This is a genomic window from Dietzia cercidiphylli, from assembly GCF_039531545.1.
In the GTDB taxonomy this organism is placed as follows: domain Bacteria; phylum Actinomycetota; class Actinomycetes; order Mycobacteriales; family Mycobacteriaceae; genus Dietzia; species Dietzia natronolimnaea.
In genome coordinates, this window is the sequence record NZ_BAAAQG010000002.1 from 163,319 (window position 1) to 184,997 (window position 21,679).

At 70.8% G+C, this 21,679-nt stretch carries 20 protein-coding genes; 6 read left to right on the plus strand and 14 right to left on the minus strand.

Annotation, left to right across the window (positions count from 1 at the left end; all coding sequences use genetic code 11):
* Nucleotides 1–10 precede the first annotated feature (10 nt).
* The 6 genes from ABD250_RS00795 to ABD250_RS00820 form a co-directional block, all read right to left on the minus strand.
* A complete protein-coding gene (locus ABD250_RS00795) occupies nt 11–979 on the minus strand; it encodes a DHH family phosphoesterase (RefSeq protein WP_182658984.1) in 969 nt (322 codons plus the stop codon).
* Nucleotides 976–1,437 (minus strand): 30S ribosome-binding factor RbfA, encoded by a 462-nt coding sequence (gene rbfA, locus ABD250_RS00800; protein WP_182658985.1) that lies wholly within the window; start codon nt 1,435–1,437, stop codon nt 976–978. The genes ABD250_RS00795 and rbfA overlap by 4 nt, the downstream gene beginning before the upstream one ends.
* 112 nt (nt 1,438–1,549) lie before the next feature.
* A complete protein-coding gene (infB, locus tag ABD250_RS00805; RefSeq protein WP_344389967.1) occupies nt 1,550–4,378 on the minus strand; it encodes a translation initiation factor IF-2 in 2,829 nt (942 codons plus the stop codon).
* Between the two features lie 166 nt (nt 4,379–4,544).
* Nucleotides 4,545–4,847, minus strand: coding sequence for a YlxR family protein (locus tag ABD250_RS00810; RefSeq protein WP_182610233.1), 303 nt, complete (start codon nt 4,845–4,847; stop codon nt 4,545–4,547).
* A 140-nt stretch (nt 4,848–4,987) separates the two neighbouring features.
* Nucleotides 4,988–5,974: a transcription termination factor NusA gene (gene nusA / locus ABD250_RS00815; RefSeq protein ID WP_179525437.1), complete on the minus strand. Its 987-nt coding sequence runs from the start codon at nt 5,972–5,974 to the stop codon at nt 4,988–4,990.
* On the minus strand, nt 5,971–6,516 hold the full coding sequence (locus ABD250_RS00820) for a ribosome maturation protein RimP (RefSeq protein WP_182659560.1): 546 nt from the start codon (nt 6,514–6,516) through the stop codon (nt 5,971–5,973). The genes nusA and ABD250_RS00820 overlap by 4 nt, the downstream gene beginning before the upstream one ends.
* 107 nt (nt 6,517–6,623) lie before the next feature.
* On the opposite strand from ABD250_RS00820, the gene ABD250_RS00825 reads away from it, so the two are divergent.
* Nucleotides 6,624–7,097 (plus strand): hypothetical protein, encoded by a 474-nt coding sequence (locus tag ABD250_RS00825; RefSeq protein ID WP_344389975.1) that lies wholly within the window; start codon nt 6,624–6,626, stop codon nt 7,095–7,097.
* Entirely contained in the window at nt 7,094–7,498 is a 405-nt protein-coding gene (locus tag ABD250_RS00830) for a DUF4439 domain-containing protein (RefSeq protein WP_344389978.1), read from the plus strand. Before ABD250_RS00825 ends, ABD250_RS00830 begins: the two co-directional genes overlap by 4 nt.
* 4 nt (nt 7,499–7,502) lie before the next feature.
* On the opposite strand, the gene ABD250_RS00835 is transcribed toward ABD250_RS00830, so the two are convergent.
* Entirely contained in the window at nt 7,503–9,254 is a 1,752-nt protein-coding gene (locus ABD250_RS00835) for a proline--tRNA ligase (RefSeq protein WP_182658750.1), read from the minus strand.
* Nucleotides 9,255–9,312: 58 nt separating this feature from the next.
* On the opposite strand from ABD250_RS00835, the gene ABD250_RS00840 reads away from it, so the two are divergent.
* Nucleotides 9,313–10,062, plus strand: coding sequence for a YaaA family protein (locus tag ABD250_RS00840; protein ID WP_182617663.1), 750 nt, complete (start codon nt 9,313–9,315; stop codon nt 10,060–10,062).
* Between the two features lie 90 nt (nt 10,063–10,152).
* On the opposite strand, the gene cobA is transcribed toward ABD250_RS00840, so the two are convergent.
* The gene (gene cobA, locus ABD250_RS00845) at nt 10,153–11,379 is read right to left on the minus strand and encodes a uroporphyrinogen-III C-methyltransferase (RefSeq protein WP_179525443.1); all 1,227 of its coding nucleotides are present in this window, start codon (nt 11,377–11,379) and stop codon (nt 10,153–10,155) included.
* A gap of 134 nt (nt 11,380–11,513) precedes the next feature.
* Nucleotides 11,514–13,010: a malate dehydrogenase (quinone) gene (gene mqo, locus ABD250_RS00850; protein WP_259843961.1), complete on the minus strand. Its 1,497-nt coding sequence runs from the start codon at nt 13,008–13,010 to the stop codon at nt 11,514–11,516.
* A gap of 132 nt (nt 13,011–13,142) precedes the next feature.
* On the opposite strand from mqo, the gene ABD250_RS00855 reads away from it, so the two are divergent.
* Entirely contained in the window at nt 13,143–14,180 is a 1,038-nt protein-coding gene (locus tag ABD250_RS00855; protein WP_338404143.1) for an alpha/beta hydrolase, read from the plus strand.
* 5 nt (nt 14,181–14,185) lie between these two features.
* On the plus strand, nt 14,186–15,586 hold the full coding sequence (gene mtr / locus ABD250_RS00860) for a mycothione reductase (RefSeq protein ID WP_182658143.1): 1,401 nt from the start codon (nt 14,186–14,188) through the stop codon (nt 15,584–15,586).
* Nucleotides 15,587–15,647: 61 nt separating this feature from the next.
* Here mtr and map read toward each other — a convergent pair whose 3' ends face one another.
* The 5 genes from map to dxr all read right to left on the minus strand — a co-directional run bounded on the left by map (nt 15,648) and on the right by dxr (nt 21,142).
* Nucleotides 15,648–16,523, minus strand: coding sequence for a type I methionyl aminopeptidase (map, locus tag ABD250_RS00865; RefSeq protein WP_182658142.1), 876 nt, complete (start codon nt 16,521–16,523; stop codon nt 15,648–15,650).
* 87 nt (nt 16,524–16,610) lie between these two features.
* On the minus strand, nt 16,611–17,465 hold the full coding sequence (locus tag ABD250_RS00870; protein WP_182658141.1) for a GNAT family N-acetyltransferase: 855 nt from the start codon (nt 17,463–17,465) through the stop codon (nt 16,611–16,613).
* Nucleotides 17,466–17,469: 4 nt separating this feature from the next.
* Nucleotides 17,470–18,618, minus strand: coding sequence for a flavodoxin-dependent (E)-4-hydroxy-3-methylbut-2-enyl-diphosphate synthase (gene ispG, locus ABD250_RS00875; protein WP_182658140.1), 1,149 nt, complete (start codon nt 18,616–18,618; stop codon nt 17,470–17,472).
* Nucleotides 18,619–18,754: 136 nt separating this feature from the next.
* Entirely contained in the window at nt 18,755–19,972 is a 1,218-nt protein-coding gene (locus ABD250_RS00880; RefSeq protein ID WP_182658139.1) for a M50 family metallopeptidase, read from the minus strand.
* 6 nt (nt 19,973–19,978) lie between these two features.
* Nucleotides 19,979–21,142, minus strand: coding sequence for a 1-deoxy-D-xylulose-5-phosphate reductoisomerase (gene dxr, locus ABD250_RS00885; protein ID WP_338404142.1), 1,164 nt, complete (start codon nt 21,140–21,142; stop codon nt 19,979–19,981).
* Between the two features lie 164 nt (nt 21,143–21,306).
* On the opposite strand from dxr, the gene ABD250_RS00890 reads away from it, so the two are divergent.
* The gene (locus ABD250_RS00890; RefSeq protein ID WP_182639536.1) at nt 21,307–21,666 is read left to right on the plus strand and encodes a DUF2631 domain-containing protein; all 360 of its coding nucleotides are present in this window, start codon (nt 21,307–21,309) and stop codon (nt 21,664–21,666) included.
* Nucleotides 21,667–21,679: the final 13 nt, after the last annotated feature.

Here is a 21,679-nt window from a genome sequence, read left to right on the forward strand (position 1 = left end):
GCGCCCCGGGTCAGGCGAGGAGCTCACTGAGCCTCGCCGTGACAGATCCGAGGTCGCCGCTCACGGTGCACCCGGCCGCCGCCGGGTGTCCGCCCCCGCCGAGGGTCGAGGCCACGGCCGAGACGTCCACGCCGTCGCCGCCTCGGGAGCGGAGCGACACCGCGCACTCGCCCGGCCGGATCTCCTTGACGAGCACCGCCACCTCCGCCTCCCGGACCCCCTGGAGGTGCGATACGAGCGACTCCAGGTCGGCCTCGTCGACCGACGCGACGACGTCATGAGGGACCGTCAACCACACCGCGCCCCGACCTCCAGCCGCGTCCGCGTCGAGGCGGGCGGTACCCAGGAGCTCCCCCAACACGCGGAGCCAGGAGAACGGGTGGGCGTCGAGGAGCGCGAAGCCGAGCTCCCGGGACACCGCCCCGGCCGCCAGCAGTCGGCGGGCCGTGTCGTGCGAACCCGCCCCACCCCACCGGAAGGACCCGGTGTCGGTGACGAGGCCGGCGTAGAGACTGGTGGCGAGGTCCGGGTCGACCGGGTAGCGACCGGCGTCGAGCACGTCGAGTACCAGGGTCGCGGTGGAGGCCGCCTCGGGATCCAGCAGCAGATGAGTCCCGAATCCCGGGTTGGAACGATGATGGTCCACCACCAGGACCTCGGTCGCCGAGCGGGCCAGGCGCCCCCAGTCGCCCACCCGGTCCGGGCTGGCGCAGTCCAGCGTCACCACCAGGCCGTCGTGCTCCGGCACCTCGCCGATCGGCACCACGTGTTCCGTGCCCGGGATCACCCGGAGCGCCTCCGGGACCGTGCCCGGGTCGAACGACTGGTGGACGAGGACGCCGTCTGCCCGCAGTGCACGGGCGAGGCCCGCGGAACTCCCCAGGGCGTCGGCGTCGGGGCGGACGTGGCACAGCACGGTCACCTCACGGTGCCGCGCGAGGACCTCGGCCGCGCCGCCCGCGTCCACCAGGGTGGTCACCGGTCGTCGTCCTCCGGTTGCCCCACCTCGTCGTCCTTGCGGTAGGGGTCCTCGTCCCCCGCGGGCCGCGCACCCTCCGCCACGCGTCGGACCTCCTCGTCCTGCGCGCGGGCCTTGGCGAGCAGCTCCTCCATCTGGCGCGCCGCATCCGGTACGGCATCCAGCCGGAAGGTCAGCTCGGGAGTGAACTTGACCCCCGTCTGCTTGCCCACCATCGTCCGCAGCCGGCCCCGTGCGTTCGCCAGGGCCTCTCCCGCGTCCGCGATGTCGGGTTCCTCGTCGAGCGTCTTCCCCCGGACCGTGTAGTAGAGGGTGGCCACCCTCAGATCCGCCGTGATGCGCGAATCCGTGATGGTGATGAACTCGAGACGCGGATCCTTGATCTCGTGCTCGATCGCCGTCGCGACGATCTCCCCGATCCGTTTGCCGAGCCGTCCGGCCCGTCCCTTTCCGGCCATGGCGATCCTCCTTGACGTGGTGCGGCCGCCGGGCGGCCGCTCGATACCCAGAATGCCGTGGGGGCAGGCCCGCAGACCACGGAACCTGCCCCCACGGGTGTCGCCGTCGACGTCAGTCGCGCGGCTTCTCGACGAGCTCGTAGGTCTCGATGACGTCGCCGATCTTGATGTCGGAGTACGTCACGGTCAGACCACACTCGAAGCCCTCGCGGACCTCGGTCGCGTCGTCCTTCTCGCGGCGCAGCGACGAGACGGTCATCTCCTCGACGACGACCTTGCCGTCGCGGATGAGACGGGCCTTGGCATTGCGTCGGATGATCCCGTCGAGGACCATGCAACCCGCGATGTTGCCGAGCTTGGAGGAGCGGAACAGCTGGCGGATCTCCGCCTGACCGAGCTTCTTCTCCTCGTAGATCGGCTTGAGCATGCCCTTGAGCGCACTCTCGATCTCGTCGATCGCCTGGTAGATGATCGAGTAGTACCGGATGTCCACGCCCTCGCGGTTGGCCAGCTCTGTCGACTTGCCCTCCGCGCGGACGTTGAACCCGATGATCACAGCGTCGGATGCGGCCGCCAGGTTGACGTTGGTCTCGGTGACCGCACCGACACCGCGGTCGATGACACGCAACTGCACCTCGTCGTCGATCTCGATACCCATGAGGGCCTCTTCGAGGGCCTCGACCGTGCCGGAGTTGTCGCCCTTGATGATGAGGTTGAGCTGGCTCGTCTCCTTGAGATGCGAATCCAGATCCTCGAGGCTGATCCGCCGGCGGGACCGAGCGGCGAGCGCGTTGCGCTTGCGCGCGTTTCGCTTGTCCGCGATCTGCCGTGCGGTGCGGTCCTCCTCGACCACCATCAGGGTGTCGCCTGCGCCACAGACGCTGGTCAGGCCGATCACCTGGACCGGACGGGACGGGGTCGCCTCCACGACGTCCTCCCCGTGCTCGTCCACCATGCGACGAACCCGCCCGTACGCGTCGCCGGCCACGATCGAGTCGCCGACCCGCAGCGTTCCGCGCTGGATGAGCACCGTGGCGACCGGACCGCGTCCGCGGTCGAGGTGCGCCTCGATGGCCACGCCCTGCGCGTCCATGTCCGGGTTGGCCCGCAGGTCCAGCGACGCGTCCGCGGTGAGGACGACCGCCTCGAGGAGCGACTCGATGTTGAGCCCCTGCTTCGCGGAGATGTCGACGAACATGGTGTCGCCGCCGTACTCCTCCGGGACGAGCCCGTACTCGGTCATCTGGCCACGGATCTTGTCGGGCTGAGCGCCCTCCTTGTCGATCTTGTTGACCGCCACGACGATCGGCACGTCGGCCGCCTGCGCGTGGTTGATCGCCTCGACCGTCTGCGGCATCACGCCGTCGTCCGCCGCGACCACGATGATCGCGATGTCCGTCGACTTGGCGCCGCGGGCACGCATGGCGGTGAACGCCTCGTGACCCGGGGTGTCGATGAAGGTGATCGTCCGGTCGATATCGTCGACCGGCACGGTGACCTGGTAGGCACCGATGTGCTGGGTGATGCCGCCGGCCTCGCCCTCGCCGACCTTCGCGGACCGGATGCTGTCGAGCAACCGGGTCTTGCCGTGGTCGACGTGACCCATGACGGTGACGACAGCGGGACGGATCTCGAGATCGTCCTCCCCGCCCTCGTCCTCGCCGAACGACAGGTCGAACGAGTCGAGCAGTTCGCGGTCCTCGTCCTCGGGACTGACGACCTGGACCTTGAAGCCCATCTCCTCGCCGAGGAGCTGAAGGGTCTCCGGGGTGACGGACTGCGTGGCCGTCACCATCTCACCGAGGTTGAACAGCGCCTGGACCAGCTGCGACGGGTTGACGTCGATCTTGTCCGCGAAGTCGCTCAGCGAGGCACCCTGTGCCAGCCGCAGGACCTGCCCACGACCGTCGGGGAGCCGGACGCCGCCGACCTCGGGGGCCCGCATCGAGTCGTATTCCTGACGCTTCTGCCGCTTGGACTTGCGGCCCCTGCGGGGCGCGCCTCCGGGGCGGCCGAACGCACCGGCCGCGCCGCTGCGGCCACGATTGCCTCCGCCGCCGCCCGGACGACCGCGGAAACCGCCGCCACCCGCTGCGGGGGCACCGGCACCGCCGCCACCGGGACGGAAACCTCCGCCACCCGGACGACCACCGGGGCCTCCCGGCCTGCCGCGGCCCGCGGCGGGACGTGCGACCTGCCCGGGCATCTGGCCGGGGCTGGGACGGGGTCCGCCCGGACCCGCTGCGCCCGGACGCTGCGCCGGACGGGGACCGCCCTGACCGGGAGCCGGACGGGGACCACCCTGCCCCGGGGCCGGACGGGGACCGCCCTGGCCGGGAGCCGGACGCTGCCCGCCGGGGCGGGGACCGCCCTGCGGACGCGGCGCCGGAGTGGTGCCACTCGAGAACGGGTTGTTGCCGACGCGTGGGGCCTTGGGGCCCGGCTTCGGGCCCGCGGGACGCGGTCCGGGCGCCGGACGGGAGGCCGCAGGCGCAGCCGGGGCCTTGGGAGAGGCCTCCGGGGCCGGACGCTCGGGCGCCGGCTTGGGAGCCGGTGCCGCGGGCCTGGCGCCCGGGGTGGGCCGGTCGGCCGCGGGCCTGGGGGCCGGTGCCGCGGGCCTGGCGCCCGGGGTGGGCCGGTCGGCCGCGGGCTTCGGAGCCGCCTTGCGCGGATCCGCCCCCGGTCGGGGGCCCGGGGCCGGCGTGGGCGCCGCGCCGGGCTTCAGCGCCGCGGGTCCACCGGAGCCGGGGCTCGACGGCGCGGAGTCGACTCCACCGTCGGACGGTGCGTGCGACGCACGGAGACGTCGGACCACCGGGGCCTCGAGGGTCGACGATGCGGATTTGACGAACTCTCCCTGATCGCGGAGTTTCGTCAGAAGTTCTTTACTGGTGATACCGAACTCTTTTGCCAGCTCGTGTACCCGGGGCTTGCCTGCCACTGCTCTCCTCACTGCGAGGTCTTCACGGCAGGGCTGGCCGCGCGACCTCGGTCTACATTCGATGGACGTTCATCGCTGGAACTTCACGGTGTGCTCATCGTGTCTGGTCCGTTCCTTCTCTTGTGCTCCCCCGGTCGGCCCATGCGGCCGACGGGTGGTCTCGTGCTCACGACGATAGCGTCTCGAGCACCTCCGAGATCGCATCCTGGGACACGTTCCCGGCGACCCGCAGGGACCTGGTGAAGGCCTTGCGGTCGAGTGCTGTCGCGATGCACCGCTCGTCACGGTGCACCCAGGCTCCCCGCCCGACCGCTCGCCGGTCGGGGTCCGGCGAGAGGGCTGACGCCCGCGGATCGTGAACGATCCGCAGTAACCGGGAATCGGAATCCCGGCGGCGACAGCCGACGCAGGTCCTCACCGGACCCGGCACCTCGGCCGGGCCCTTCTGCTGGTCGTGATGCACCCGCATGAGGCCGCCTCGGTTTCTCGCCGTCCCTCCCACGCGAGTGGGTGGACGTGAAGTCACTGTGACATCTGGTGAGTCTACAGGTCGTTGACTATCGACACTAACGGCGCGCCCGACCGCGTGGACCGCGACCGTGCCGGACGTCACTCCGCGTCGCTGTGGATGTCGATCCGCCACTGCGTCAGCCGGTGGGCCAGGCGGGCGTTCTGCCCCTCCTTGCCGATCGCCAACGAGAGCTGGTAATCGGGGACCACGACGCGCGCAGCCCTCGTCTCGGCGTCCGCGACGGTCACGGAGATGACCTTCGCCGGAGAGAGCGCGTTACCCACGAACACCGTGGGGTCCTCGTCGAAGTCGACGATGTCGATCTTCTCTCCGTTGAGTTCCGCCATCACCGCCCGGACCCGGGCGCCGTTCGGCCCGATGCAGGCGCCCTTGGCGTTGAGGCCCGACACCGTCGTCTCCACGGCGATCTTGGTCCGATGTCCGGCCTCGCGGGCGATCGCCGAGATCCGGACGGATCCGTCACCGATCTCCGGTACCTCCAGGGCGAAGAGTCCACGGACGAGATCGGGGTGGGTTCGCGACAGGGAGACGGAGGCACCGTGCGGCCCCTTGTGCACCCCCACGACGTGGCACTTGATGCGGTCGCCGTGCTGGTAGGTCTCGCCCGGGACCTGCTCGGCCGGTGCGATGGTGCCCTCGGTACCGCCGTTCTCGGGCCCGATGTGCACGACGACGATCCCCCGCGCGTTCGCACGGGAATCCGACTGGATGACCCCGCTGACCACCTCGCCCTCACGGGCGACCAGGTCGCCGTAGATCCGCTCGGTCTCGGCCTCGCGCAGGCGTTGCAGGATGATCTGCCGGGCCGTCGCCGCGGCCACCCGGCCGAAATCGGACGGGGTGGCGTCGAACTCGCCGATCCGATTGCCCTCGTCGTCGACCTCGGCCGCCATGACCGCGACGGTCCCGGCCTTCCGGTCGAGTTGGATCCGCGCGACGCGGTGCGCGTCATCGGTGCGCTTGTACGCGGTGAGCAGTGCGTTCTCCAGCGTCCGCACCAGGTCGTCCAGCGGGATCTCCCGCTCCTGGGACAACATGTTCAGCGCCGCCATGTCGATGTTCAACTGTCTTCTCCTTCTCGCACGCCACGTCCGGGGTCCGCGGGCTCCGACAGGAGGGCGAGTTCGTCCTCCGGAGCGGGCCGGAACTCGACCCGGATCACAGCGCGTGCCACGTCGTCCAACGGTACCGAGTCCACACGCATCCCACGACCCGACCTGCGGACCAGACGTACGGTCCCCGTCTCCTCGTCGAGGTCTCCGATCCGCCCGCGGGCGGGGTCGGTGACACCGTCGACGTAACTCACGTCGACCTGACGTCCGCGCGCCCGCCTCCAGTGCCTGGGTGCCTCGAGCGGGGCGTCCACGCCGCGGCTCGTCACCTCGAACGTCACGGCCCGGTCGGGCCCACCCCACTGTTCGGCGAGGTCGTCGAGGTCGGTGGACAGCGTCGCGAGATCGTCCAGTGTGACACCGGAGTCGCCGTCGACGACCACGGTCACGTGCCAGTCGGCGGCCCGTGAATCCTCCCGGATCTCCTCGAGTTCGAGTCCACGGTCGGCGACCGCTCTACGGATATGGGCCCTGTCGGGCTCGGGGACGATCACGTTGCTCCTGGCGTCGCTGCTGGTGGGTGCCGATCCGGATTGCGGACGGGCCGGATCACTGTACCGCCCCCGGTCCGGCGTCCGACGGGCCCTGGCAGGATGTCGGGGTGCCCGTTTCCTCCACCACCCCCGTGTCGCGCCGACGGTTCGTCGCGGTGACGGCGGTCGCCACCGGAGTGGCGGCCACCGGTGGTTGCGCCCTGCCCCTGGTCGACGACGAGCCGGACCCCCTGGTGCCGTTGGCCGCGGCCGCTGCCCGCGACGCCCGCGAGTTCGCCGCCGCGGACGCCTCTCACGGGGACGACGTCGCCCGTCTCCACCGGATGGCCGACGCCCGCCGCACGCACGCCGAGCGGCTCTCCGCCGAGATCGGACCCACCGACGCCGGGGAGACACCCTCGGACGGGGCCGCGGCGGGCCCGCCCGCCATCTGTCCTCCCATCGGGGAGGTCCGCACGCGACTGCGTGACGACGCCCGACGAGCCGGGGAGGTCGCCGTGGCCGCTCGAGGTGAGCGCTCCGCACTCGCGGCCGCGGTGTCGGCCGCCTGCACGACGGCGGTCGAGGTGGTGCTCGCATGACCACCCCACCCGGGCTGGCGTCCGAGGACGCCGCCGTCTTCGGCTACGGTCTCGTGCTGGCCGGCGCGGACAGCGGTATCCAGGCGGCGGTACGGCGGGAGCTCGCCGCCCACCGCGCCCGCAGGGACGCCGCGGAGGCCCTGTGGCCCGGCTCCCCTCCCGCGCCTGTCGGCTATCTGACGGCCCCCGACACCCCGACCTCGCCCGTGCTCCTGGCCATCCGGCTGGAGTCGGACTGCTGCGTGGCGTGGCGGACGGAGATCGCGGCGGCGCGGTCGACGGAGATCCGGAGGTTCTGCCTCGACGCCCTCACGGCCGCCTCGATCCAACTGGAGCGCTGGCGGACGCTGGTGCCGGGTGCGCCGTTCGAGGCGCTGCCCGGGTTCCCTCCCCCGTCCTGACGGACTAGCGCCCGGCCCCGATGAGCCGGAGGATCTCGTCCGCGGCTCCGTCCACCGGCACCTGGGTGATCTCCCCGGTGGCGCGCTCGCGCAGCTCCACCGTCCCCTCCGACCATCCCCGACCCACGACGACGACCCACGGGACGCCGATCAACTCGGCGTCCTTGAACTTCACCCCCGGCGAGGCCTTGCGATCGTCGAAGAGCACCTCGAGGCGGGCCCGGTCGAGAGCCTCGACGAGCGTCGCGGCTCCGCTGGTCGCCGCCTCGTCCTTGTTGGCTATCACCACGTGGACGTCGGCCGGAGCCGCGGCCGCCGGCCACACCAGGCCCTTCTCGTCGGCGTACTGCTCGGCCAGCACCGCGACGAGCCGGGACACCCCGATGCCGTAGGACCCCATCGTCACCCGGGCGGGCTTGCCGTTCTCGCCGAGGACGTCGAATCCGAAGGCGTCGGTGTACTTGCGGCCGAGCTGGAAGATGTGACCGATCTCGATCCCTCGCGCGAGGGTGAGCGTGCCGTGGCCGTCGGGGGCCTCGTCGCCCTCCCTGACCTCGGCGGCCTCGATCGTGCCGTCGGGGGTGAAGTCGCGGCCACAGACCAGGCCCACGACGTGTCTGCCCGGCTCGTCGGCCCCGGTGATCCAGGCGGTCCCGTCGATCACCCTCGGGTCCACCAGGTACCGGACCCCGCCCGCGAGCAGGGCCCCGGGACCGATGTACCCCTTGACGAGGAACGGGTTGGCCGTGAAGTCGTCCTCGCCCAGCACGGCCACCTCGGCGGGCTCGAGCGCCGCCTCGACGCGCTTCATGTCGACCTCGCGGTCCCCGGGCAGCCCCACGCCCAGCAGCTCCCAGTCCTTGCCGGGCTCACGGACCTTGAACAACACGTTCTTGAGAGTGTCCGCCGCCGTGACCCGGCGCCCGAGGCCCGCTCCGTTGGCCCACTCGACCAGGGTCTCGATCGTCGGCGTCCCGGGGGTGTCGTAAACCACGGGCTCGGGGAGTCCCTCGAGCGGACGGGCGGGCGGTACCGGGGTCACCACGGCCTCGACGTTGGCCGCGTACTCCCCGTCCGTCGACCGGACGAAGGTGTCCTCCCCCGCCGCGGAGATCGCGAGGAACTCCTCGGACGCCGATCCGCCCATCGCTCCCGAGGTGGCGGCGCAGATCACGTACTCGATGCCCAGGCGGTCGAAGATGCGCTGGTAGGTCTCCCGGTGCACCTGGTACGAGCGTGCGAGACCGGCGTCGTCGAGGTCGAAGGAGTACGAGTCCTTCATGGTGAACTCGCGGCCCCGGAGGATCCCGGCACGGGGCCGCTCCTCGTCCCGGTACTTGGACTGGATCTGGTACAGGGTGACGGGCAGGTCCTTGTACGAGGAGTACTCGCCCTGCACCGTGAGTGTGAACAGTTCCTCGTGGGTGGGGCCGAGGAGCATGTCGTTGCCCTTGCGGTCCTTGAGACGGAACAACGCCGATCCGTACTCGGTCCACCGGCCCGTCGTCTCGTAGGGCTCGCGGGGCAGGAGCGCGGGCAGGCTGATCTCCTGGGCGCCGGAGGCGTTCATCTCCTCTCGCACCACCTGCTCGATCCGCCGGAGGGTGCGCAGGCCGAGCGGCAGCCACGAGTACACGCCGGGCGCGACGCGCCGGACGTAGCCGGCACGGACCAGCAGTTTGTGGCTCAGGACCTCGGCATCGGCCGGGTCGTCGCGGAGCGTACGCAGGAAGAGGTGGGACAGACGCGTGATCACGGTGGTCAAGCGTAGCCGCCCGGGGACCCGCCACCGGAGCGACGGTAGCCTCAGCCGGGTGCGCATCCTCCTCTCGCCCTCCGAGACCAAGTCCGTCGGCGGGTCGGGTGGCCCCCTCGATCTGGCCGCGCTGTCCCTTCCCGCGCTCTCCGACACCCGGGAGACGGTGGCCGGGGCGCTGGTCTCGATGTGTGTCGACGACCCGGAGGGTGCGCGACGCGCGCTGGGCCTGAGCGACGCGCTCGCCGACGAGGTGACGCACGACGCACGCCTGTGGACCTCCCCCACCGCCCCGGCACTGAGCCGGTACACCGGAGTGCTCTACGACGCGTTGGACCAGGCCTCCTTCACCCGGGCCACCCGGGCGCGCGCCGAATCGCGGCTGTGGATCGGGTCGGCGCTCTTCGGACTGATCGCCGCCGACGACCCCATCCCCCACTACCGACTCTCCGCGGGGACGCGACTGCCCGGACTCGGAACGCTCCGCGCGGTGTGGAAGCCCTCGCTCACCGATGCCACCTCGGGCTGGGCCGACGACCTCGTGGTCGACCTCCGCTCGGGCGGCTACCACCAGTTGGGGCCGGTCCCGGGGGCCGTCACCGTCGACGTCGTCACGGAGTACCCGGACGGCACCCGCAAGGTGGTGTCCCACTTCTCCAAGCACCACAAGGGGCTGCTCGCCAGGACGCTGGCGACCTCACGGGCGGAGATGGCGGACGTACAGGCGCTCCTGCGGGTGGCCCGCCGGGCGGGGCACACCCTCGAACACAGCTCGCCCTCCACCCTGACGATGGTGACCGGCCCCTGAGGGGGACGCGGGCCCCTGTGGTCAGGACCCGGGCCCCCGAGGACAGGACCTGGGCCCCGAGTAGAGGACCCGGGACCGCGAGGGCGGGATTCAGGCCCGGGTCAGCACCTGCGGGAGTCCGGCGACCTCGCCGACAACCACTATCGCCGGCGGCCGGACCCCGCGGTCGGTGAGCGTGGTGGCCATGGTGCCGACCGTGCACCGGTGGGTGACCTGACCGTCGAGGCTGCCGTCCACGATGATCGCGGCGGGGGTGTCCGGCGATCGGCCACCGGCCATGAGCGAGTCGGCGATGGCCGGGGAGTTCTTGACGCCCATCAGCACGACCAGCGTCCCCCGCATCCGGGCCAGGGCCTCCCAGTCGACGAGGGAGCCCGGGTGCCCCGGCGGGAGGTGACCCGAGACGATGGTGACCTCGTGGGTCATGCCGCGGTTGCTCACGGGGATCCCCGCGAGCGCGGGAACGCTGAGCGCGCTGGACACCCCGGGGACGACGGTGCAGGGGATCCCGGCCTCGGCGCAGGCGTGGGCCTCCTCGTATCCCCGCCCGTAGAGGAACGGGTCGCCGCCCTTGAGTCGGACGACGAACTTGCCCTCCCTCGCGCGGTCCACGAGGACCCGGTTGATGGCGTCCTGGGCCATCGAGCGCCCGTACGGGATCTTGGCCGCGTCGACGATCTCGACGTCCGAACGCAGCTCCCCCAGCGGCCGCTGCGGGGCGAGCCGGTCGGCCACCACGACGTCGGCGCGCGCGAGCAGACGCCTGCCCCTCACGGTCATGAGGTCGTCGGCGCCCGGCCCCCCGCCGACCAGCGCGACCGTCCCCCGCAGCCTCTCCTCGACCTCCGGCGCCTCGGCGCCGGCGTCGCTCAGAGCGCGGGCGACCACATCACGGGCCTCGGCGGTCCGTGCGCGGTCCCCGGTGAGCACCGCCACCACCATCTCGTCGCGGCGGACGACGGCGGGCGTCACCGCGGTGCCCGAGTTGACGGCGTCCGACCGCACGCAGAAGGTGCGATCCTGCTCGGCTTCGGCGGCGACCCTGGCGTTGACCAGGGAGTCCTTGGTTGCCGCCACCACGTACCAGGCGCCCTCCAGGTCGCCGGACCGGTACTCACGGGCCTCCCACCGGATGCGTCCGGAGTCGACCAGTCCCTGCAACGTGGGCGTGATCTCAGGACTCACCAGGTGGACGACGGCACCCGACTCGAGGAGCACCGGGATACGCCGCTGGGCCACCGATCCGCCGCCGATCACCACGACCCGACGGCCTTCGAGGTCCAAGCCGACGGGGTACGGGTTCACGGGCCGGATCATGCCGCCGATCCTATCCGCCGTCGGTGGCCGCGACCGCCTCGGCCCCGAGGCACTGTGATACGCGTCATCCCCCGGCCACAGCGACGCGGCGACCGGGGGATGAGGGTTCGTACGGGGCGGGGTCCGGCCCGCCGTCAGGCCCTCTGATCGAGCTTGAGGGTGCGGGTCGAGCGCTCGAACTGCTCGGCGAACAGGCCCTCTTCCGCGGCCAGGTCGCGACCGAGGGACGGGATCATCTCCTCGAGCGCGGGCTTCCAGTCCGCGAACCGGCTCGGGAAACAGCGCTGCAGCACATCGACCATCGCGTCGACGGCCGTGGACGCACCGGGGGACGCCCCCAGCAGACCCGCGATCGAGCCGTCAGCGGCGTTGACCACCGCGGTACCGAACTCGAGGGTCCCCCCGCGCCCGTTGGGCTTGATCACCTGGACACGTTGGCCGGCGACGACCTTCTCCCACTCGCCGTCCTGCGCGGACGGCACGAAGTCCCTGAGGGTCTCGACACGCGCGCCGTGATTCTTGGCGAGCTCGGTGATGAGGTACTTGACCAGGCCCATCTCGGTGAGCCCGATGTTGGCCATGGGCAGCAAATTGCCCGGACGGATGCTCGAGGGCAGGTCCATGAAGCTGCCCATCTTGAGGAACTTGGGGGTCCAGCCGGCGAACGGGCCGAAGAGCAGCCCCTTCTTGCCGTCGATCACGCGCGTGTCGAGGTGCGGAACCGACATCGGCGGCGCGCCGACCGACGCCTGGCTGTACACCTTGGCCTGGTGCTGGTCGACGAGGTCGGGGTTGGTGCAGCGCAGCCACTGGCCCCCCACGGGGAACCCGCCGATGCCCTTGATCTCCGGGATGCCCGACTTCTGCAGCAGGTGCAGGGCACCTCCGCCGGCTCCGACGAAGACGAACTTCGCATCGACCGTGCGCTCGTCGCCGGTGTGGCGGTTGGCCACGGTCAGCCGCCAGGTGCCGTCGGTGTTGCGCTCGAGATCCTTGACCTGGTTCTGGTAGTGGACCTCGGTGCCCGTCCTGGTGAGGTACTTGACGAACTGCCGGGTGAGTGCCCCGAAGTTGACGTCGGTGCCGTTCTCGAAGTGACTGAGGGCGAAGGGCTGGTCGGCGGACCGGCCACGGGCCATGAGCGGGACCAGCCGCTCGAGTTCTCCGAAGTCGGTGGTGTGACCCATCCCGGGGAACAGGGGGTGGCCGGCGAGCCTGTCATACCGCTTCCGCAGGTACTCCTGCCCGGCCTCACCGGCCACGAAACTCATGTGCGGGACCGGGCGGATCCACTCCGTCGGGTCGCCGAGGATCGTGTTCTCCACGGCATAGGACCAGAACTGCCGCGAGACCTGGAACTTCTCGTTGACGCTCACGGCCTTGGTGATGTCCACGTCACCGTCGGCGGTCTTGGGCGAGTAGTTCAGCTCGCAGAGTGCGGAGTGGCCGGTGCCGGCGTTGTTCCACGCGTCGGAGGACTCCAGCGCGGGGCCCTCGAGGCGCTCGAAGATCTCGATCTGCCAGTCGGGCTGGAGGCGACGCAACAGAGCCCCGAGCGTCGCGCTCATGGTGCCCGCGCCGATGAGCGCCACATCAGTCGTTCCGTGCTTTGCCACCTGGTCTGCAGTCACCGGTTACCCTCGCTGTTTGGTCGTGGACCCGAATTGGAATCGACACGGGACCGTCCGGCGACCCCGCGTCCACCGGATCCCAAGACTACTCACCGGTCTGCCCCCGCGGCACACCGGACTAGGGTGGTCGTCGTGTCTCCGCCCTCCCCCGATGCCGTCGCCCCCACCGGATCCGATGCGCAGTGGACCCCGGACCTGTTGGGCCCGTCCTACCGCCGCCGCGAGCTCCCACTCGGTACCGATCCGGACGGCGAGGGACCGATCTCGGCCACCCTCGTGCGGCACGAGGACGCACCGGCGCGGCCCGTCGCCGCGATGCTGGTGGTCCACGGTCTGTCCGACTACTTCTTCCACACACATCTCGCCGACTTCCTCGCCGATCGCGGCATCGCCACCTACGGCGTGGACCTGCGCAAGTGTGGACGATCCAGGCGGGACGGCCTGACGCCTCACTTCACCACCGACCTGGAGAGATACGACGACGAGCTGGACCAGTCACTGGCCGTGATCGCCGCCGATCACCCCGGACTGCCGGTCCTCGTGGCCGCGCACTCGACCGGCGGACTGGTGGTGCCTCTGTGGCTCGGTCGGCGCCGCGACCGGGGCTCGGTGGACCCCGTCGTGGGACTGATTCTGAACTCCCCCTGGTTCCAGCTCGACGTCCCCGACCGCGCCCGGCCACTGTTGGACCCGGTCATCCGCACCCTGGGGTCCGCCAGGCCCTACTACCGGCTGCCCCTGAAGACCTCGGACCGGTACGTGGTGAGCACCCACGTCGACCACGACGGGGATTTCCACTTCGACACCGCACTCAAACCCCCGGGCGGGGTCGGGGTCCGGGCCGGGTGGCTCGCGGCCGTCCGTCGGGCGCAGAAGAGTCTCCAGTCCGGGGTCCACCTCCCGCTACCGGTGCTCCTGCTGAGATCCACCGCATCGTCCGTGGGCGCGCGCGGCGGGGACGGGGTGCTCGACGTCGACACCGACCTGATCCTGGATGTCCGTTCGATGGAGCGTTTCGCCGACCGGGTCTCGGACCGGGTCACGGACGTCCCCGTCGACGGCGCCCGACACGACGTGTTCCTCTCCCGCGCGGACGTGCTCGAGGTGGTCTTCCGGCATCTCGGCGACTGGCTGGACCAGATCCTCGCCCCCCACACCAAGGAGTCCTGACGACAATGACCCAGACCCCCTCCCGGCATTTCGACCTCATCGTGATCGGCACCGGCAGCGGAAACTCGTTGATCGACGAGTCGTTCGCCGACAAGTCCGTGGCGATCTGCGAGAAGGGAGCCTTCGGCGGGACCTGCCTCAACGTCGGCTGCATCCCCACCAAGATGTTCGTCTACGCCGCCGACACCGCCGTCTCCGTCGCGCACTCGAGCACGTACGGGATCGACTCGACGCTCGACGGCGTCCGGTGGCCCGACATCGTCTCCCGGGTGTTCGACCGTCGGATCGACCCCATCGCCTCCAGCGGCGAGGACTACCGGCGCACCCGCTGCGACAACGTCACCGTGTACGACGGTCACGCGGCCTTCGTGGGTCCGCGGACCATCGACACGGGGACCGGAGAGATCATCACGGCCGACTCCGTGGTGATCGCCGCGGGGGCCCGCCCCTCGATCCCCCGGATAGTCACCGACGCCGACGTCGCCTACTACACCAGCGACGATGTCATGCGGATCCCCGAGCTTCCCAGATCGATGGTGATCCAGGGCTCCGGCTTCATCGCCTGTGAGTTCGCCCACGTGTTCTCGGCTCTCGGCGTCGAGGTGACCGTGATCGGCCGGTCGGACGTCCTGCTCAAGCACGTGGACAGGGAACTGGCGGAGCGGTTCACCGACCAGGCCGGGCGGAGGTGGGACGTCCGCCTCGGGCAGCAGATCACCTCGATCACCGCGACCGGCGCGGACCGGAGCGGTGTCGAGGTCACCTTCGAGGACGGTTCGACCTGCTCCGGCGACGCGCTCCTGGTGGCGACCGGCCGGATCCCCAACGGCGATCTGCTCGGCCTCGACACCGCCGGCGTGGCGATGGACGGGGAGCTGGTCCGGGTCGACGAGTACGGCCGCACCACCGCGGACGGCGTGTGGGCCCTCGGCGACGTGAGCTCGCCCTACCAGCTCAAGCATGTCGCCAACCACGAGCAGCGGGTGGTCGGGCACAACCTGCGGCACCCGGACGATCTCCATGCCTTCAACCACCGACACGTCCCCTGGGCGGTGTTCACCTGGCCGCAGATCGCGTCGGTCGGACTGACCGAGGCCGAGGCCCGGGAGGCCGGGTACGACGTCACGGTCAAGGTCCAGGACTACGGGGACGTGGCGTACGGCTGGGCCATGGAGGATTCGCTGGGGTGCTGCAAGCTCATCGCGGACCGCACGACGGGGTTGCTCCTCGGGGCGCACATCATGGGGGCCCACTCGCCGTCGCTCATCCAGATCCTCATCCAGGCAATGGAGTTCGAGATCACCGTTCCCGAGCTCGCGCGTCGCCAGTACTGGATCCATCCCGCGATGGCCGAGGTGGTCGAGAACGCCCTGCTCGGACTGGATTTCCCGGACCGGGGCTTCTGACCCGCCGCCCCGGCGGCCCCGGTGTCGGGTTCCGACCCGCGAGCCGGGGCCGGAGCGGAACTCAGCCCCCGCTCGGCAGCGTCAACACCTCGTACCCCTCGTCGGTGACCAGCACGGTGTGTTCGAACTGTGCGGTCCACGACTTGTCCGCCGTGGTGACGGTCCAGTCGTCATCCCAGATGTCGAACCCGGGACCGCCCAGCGCGATCATCGGCTCGACGGTCAACGTCATCCCGGGCTCGAGGACCTCGGTCCGTGACGGATCGTCGTAGTGGAGCACCACCAGGCCGTTGTGGAAGGTGGGCCCCACCCCGTGCCCGGTGAACTCCCGGACCACCGTGTAGTCGAACCTGCGCGCGTAGGACTCGATGACACGCCCGATCACGTTGATCTCCCGGCCGGGGCGGATGGCCTTGATCCCGCGGTTCATGGCCTCTCGCGTCCGGTCGACCAGGAGCCTGTTCTCCTCGGCGACGTCGCCGGCCAGGAAGGTGGCATTGGTGTCGCCGTGGACGCCGTCGATGTAGGCGGTGACGTCGATGTTGACGATGTCCCCGTCCAGGATGACCGTGGTGTCGGGGATACCGTGACAGATCACCTCGTTGAGGGACACACAGCTGGACTTGGGGAACGCCTTGTACCCCAGGGTCGACGGGTAGGCGCCGTGGTCACACATGAACTCGTGGGCGATCCGGTCGATCTCGTCGGTCGTCACCCCGGGTGCCACCGCACGCCCCGCCTCGACGAGGGCGTCCGCCGCTATCGTGCACGCCCTGCGCATCGCGTCGATCACCTCGGGCGTCTGCACCCACGGCTCCCCGTTGGCCTCGTCGACCTTCTCGCGCCAGACGTACTCCGGCCGCGGGATCGACTCGGGAACCGTCCGGATCGGGGTGGGATCGCCGGGGACGAGGGGCTGACGGGTAGAGGTGGTCATGGCCCCAAGGATAGGTGCGTTCCGGGGCCGGCTGCCGACCCGGCCCCGACCGCGGGTCCCGGGGCGCCGCCACCGTGGCCCGACAGGTCACATCAGGACTGTCGCGTAGTCGACCACGTCGACCATGCCGACCCGCCGGTACGCCGAGCGGGCGGCGGCGTTGGATCCGTTGACCACCAGGGACGGGGTCAGGCGACCGGACTGGAGGGCGGCGCACACCGCGGCGACGCCGCCGGTCCCGAGTCCCGCGCCTCTCCTCCCGGGTCGGACCCACACCCCCTGGATCTGCGCCGACCACGGGGAGACGGCGGCGACGTCGGCCTTGAAGAACACCTCGCCGTCGTCGACCCCGATCCAGGTCCTCCCCCTCGCCAGGGAACGCGCGACCCGGCGGCGGAACGGGATCCCCGACCCCACGGCGAAGGGATCGGCACCCAGCTCCTCGCGGTACATCGCCGCCGCGGCGGCGAGCACCTGCTCGAACTCGAGGAGCGTCGCGGCCCGGATGTCGCCGAGCACGAGGGACTGGTCCACCGGGCGTCGCAGCGCCATGAGGTGCTGTGACCCGCGGTGTTCCCTGTGAGGCCCCCAGCAGGAGCCGAGGGCGTCCCACAGCGCGGTGACCTGGTCCCTCCGCCCGTGGACGGACATGGGGCCGAACCCCAGGCCCGCCACCGCGAGACCGAGTTCGTGGTGGTCGTGCGCGTCACCACGGAGTGGCAGCACCGAACTCCCCACGAACACCAACGACCTCTCGGGGCCGCCCAGCGTGAGGAACCGCCCCTCCGGCCCGGGGACCGCGCCGGACGCGGCGAACTTCTCCGCTGCGGGACACGAGACCAGGGGGTCGGATTCGAGGACGCCGAGCAGGGCGCGGGCCTCCCCGGGGCCCACCCCGCGACACCCGCCGGTCGCTGCCTCCGGCGCAGCCGTGTCGGTCATCGGCCTATCGCGTGACCTTGACCTGGGGGCCCTCACCCGCTGCGGCCTCGCCGACGGGCTCGCCCATCTCCTCCGCGATCCGCATGGCCTCCTCGATGAGGGTCTCGACGATCATCGCTTCCGGCACGGTCTTGATGACCTCGCCCTTGACGAAGATCTGCCCCTTGCCGTTGCCCGACGCCACGCCGAGATCGGCCTCACGCGCCTCGCCCGGCCCGTTGACCACGCACCCCATCACGGCCACCCGCAGGGGGACGCTCATCCCCTCGAGGCCGGCGGTGACCTCGTCGGCGAGCTTGTAGACGTCCACCTGGGCACGACCACACGACGGGCAGGAGACGATCTCGAGCTTGCGCGGGCGCAGGCCGAGGGACTGCAGGATCTGCGAACCGACCTTGATCTCCTCCACCGGCGGCGCGGAGAGCGAGACCCGGATGGTGTCGCCGATCCCCTCCGACAGCAGGGCTCCGAACGCGACCGCGGACTTGATGGTGCCCTGGAACGCGGGCCCGGCCTCGGTGACCCCGAGATGGAGCGGGTAATCGCTCCTCGACGCGAGCTGACGGTAGGCCTCCACCATGATCACGGGGTCGTTGTGCTTGACCGAGATCTTGATGTCGCCGAAACCGTGTTCCTCGAACAGCGAGGCCTCCCACAGCGCGGATTCCACGAGCGCCTCCGGGGTGGCCTTGCCGTACTTGGCGAGCAGACGCGGATCGAGGGACCCGGCGTTGACGCCGATCCGGATGGGGATCCCCGCCGCGCCGGCCGCCTTGGCCACCTCGGCGACCCGTCCGTCGAACTCCTTGATGTTGCCGGGGTTGACGCGTACCGCCGCGCACCCGGCGTCGATCGCCGCGAAGATGTACTTGGGCTGGAAGTGGATGTCCGCGATGACGGGTATCGGCGACTTGCGCGCGATGGTCTCGAGCGCGTCGGCGTCCTCCTGACGGGGGCACGCCACGCGGACGATGTCGCAGCCCGCCGCCGTGAGTTCGGCGATCTGTTGGAGCGTGGCGTTGACGTCGTGGGTCTTGGTGGTGGTCATGGACTGGACCGACACCGGATGATCGCTGCCCACACCGACCTGGCCCACGAACAGCTGCCGCGTCTTCCGGCGCGGCGCGAGGACCGGCGGTGGACCGTCTGGCATTCCCAGTCCGACGGGGATGGAGGAGGAGTCGTTCACAACAGGGCCTTCCGTAGGGGTCGCCAGCCGGGTGCTCGCGGATCCCGTCCGCCATTATCCGCGTTCCGGGGCGCGGGGGCGAGATCGGGAGTCCGGACGCTCATCCCGTCAGCAGTATGGGGTTGACGAAGTCCGCGGTGATGACGATCGCGGACACGCCCATCAACAGGACGAACACACCGATGGTGATCGGCGCGAGTTTCTCGTAGTCCGCCGGGCCGCCCGGTGCCAGCCCGCGGAGCCGCCGTAGCGCGTCGCGGATCTTCTCGTAGAACACCACCGCGATGTGGCCGCCGTCGAACGGGGTGAGCGGGACGAGGTTGAACGCCCCGAGGAACAGGTTCAGCCCCGCGAGGAAGAGCAGGAACAGCCACCACGCACCCTGCTCGGCCGCCTGGCCACCGATGTGGCTCGCACCCACCACGGAGACCGGCGAGTCATCGGCCCGTTCGGCGCCGAAGATCGACGCCGCCACCGCCGGGATCTTGGACGGGAACGAGATGAGTCCGTCGATCGTGGCCTCGATCATCTCCCCGGTGAACACGAAGGTCGCCGGGACCGCACCGAGCGCATCGTAGGTGTTGACCGTCTGATAGGCGGGGTCGTCGAGGATCTCCTGCGGGATGCCCTCCTCGGACAGCTGCACCCCCAGCGCCCCCCTCTCCTGACCACCCACGGAGGACGAGGTCAGGCTCGCCGTCGTCGTCACGGTCTCCCCCGCGCGGTCGAGCGTGACGGGGACGGTCTGGCCGGGACGCGCGGAGACCACCTCGGACAGATCGGACCAACTGTCCACCGGAAGGCCGTCGACCGAGGTGATCCGGTCGCCGGCCAGGATGCCGGCCTCACCCGCCGGGCCGACACCGACTCCACACCGGTCCGCCCCCGCGCAGGTGTCGCCCACCACCGCCGCGACCCGGTCGGTCGGGATCGGTTGGACGTCGCGGTTGACCAGCCCCCACCCCAGGGCGACCGTGTAGAAGAGCGCGATCGCCAGGACGATGTTCATGGCCGGCCCGGCCAACAGCACCGCCACGCGCTTCCACCACGCCTGACGCCACATGGCCCTGGGTTCGTCCTCCGGGGCCAGCTCGTCGTACGCGGTCATCCCGGCGATATCGCAGAACCCGCCCAGCGGAACCGCCTTGAGGCCGTACTCGATCCCGCCGCGCCGCACGGACCACACGGTCGGACCGAAGCCGACGAAGAACCGGCGGACCTTCATTCCCGACCACTGCGCCACCCGCATGTGCCCGTACTCGTGGAGCACGATCGACACCATGATCCCGAGTGCGAAGAGCACGATCCCGAGCACCATCACGACTCAGCCCTCCCGGCCCGCGACGAGCGTGGCGGCATGGCGCCGTGCCCAGGACTCCGCCGCCGTCACGTCGTCGAGGTCGCGCGGATCGGACGACCACTCGTCCGCCGCCGCGACCGTCTCGGCCACCACGTCGACGATCTCGGTGAAGCCGATCCTCCCGTCGAGGAAGGCCGGCGCGGCCTCCTCGTTCGCGGCGTTGAACACCGCCGTGCGCAGCCCTCCCGCCGATCCGGCCGCGCGGGCGACGGAGATCGCGGGGAACGTCTGCTCGTCCACGGGCTCGAACGTCCAGGAGTGGGACCGGGAGAAGTCGAGAGGTGTCGTGGCCCCGGGGATTCGGTCCGGCCAGCCGAGAGCCAGCGCGATGGGCAGCTTCATCGACGGAGGAGACGCCTTGGCGATGGTGGCACCGTCGACGAAGGTCACGGCCGAGTGGACCACCGACTGGGGGTGGACGGTCACCTCGATCTTCTCGTACGGCACCCCGAACAACAGATGCGCCTCGATGAGCTCGAGCGCCTTGTTGACCAGGGTGGCCGAGTTCAGTGTGATCATCCGCCCCATCGCCCACGTGGGATGCCGCAACGCCTGCTCCGCGGTGACGTCCGCCAGCTGCGCGCGCGTCCTGCCCCGGAACGGACCTCCGGACGCGGTCAGGACGAGGCCGGCGACCTCGTCCGCGGTGCCCGATCGCAGGCACTGCGCCATGGCCGAGTGTTCGGAGTCCACGGGCACCAACTGCCCCGGGGCGGCGGCGCCGGTCACCAGCGCACCACCGGCGACGAGCGACTCCTTGTTGGCCAACGCCAGGCGGGCGCCGGTCGCCAGCGCGGCGAGGGTGGGACCGAGTCCGATCGAGCCGTCGATGCCGTTGAGGACGACGTCCGCCTCCACCGCCCCGACCAACTCGGTCGCGCCACCCGGCCCGTCGAAGACGGTCACCGCGGGGAACTCCGACCGGATCCGCGCGGCGCCGGCGGGATCCGAGACGGCGACGTAGCCGGCTCCCGTCGCCGCGATCTGCTCACCGAGGAGGTCCACCCGACCGCCGCCCGCGGCCAGGCCCACGACCTCGAACCGGCCGGGGCCGGCCTCGGAGGTCACCTCCAGTGCCTGGGTACCGATCGAGCCGGTGCTTCCGAGGATGAGAACGCGCGTGGTCACACCGTCATTGTCCACGTCCGGGGCGCCGGGCGCCGCATCGCGTGACGCGTCGGGGGCGTGACACCGGCGGGTTACCCGTCGACCCCGGCCGGGCGTGTGCCAGACTGAGCGGGATGTCGGCGGCCCGCGGGGCTGCCAGCGAGCCGTGAGGAGAACCGGGGAGCATGAGCGCGGACGGGCACCACACCAGCAAGGAAATCGTCGTGGGGGGCATCAGCTCCCTCGACGAGCCCTCGGTCCAGTGGGGCTGGCACCAGCACAACAGGAAGGTCGGCCTCGTCGTGGGCGGCTTCTTCGTGTTGTTCCTCCTGGCCATGCTGTTCGGCAACCACGTGGGCAGGGTCGAGGACATCTGGCTGGTCAGCATCGCCGTGTTCCTCGCCGTGTGGATGTTCCTGTCGCTGCGACCGAAGAAGGACGACAGCCTCAAGAAGGCCAGGGTCTACGAGGTCCCGGCTGATCACTACTCGGTGTTCGGCGCCGCGGCGACCGGCGCGGTCGCGACGGCTCCCGCCAAGCGCTGAGAGCCACTGCACG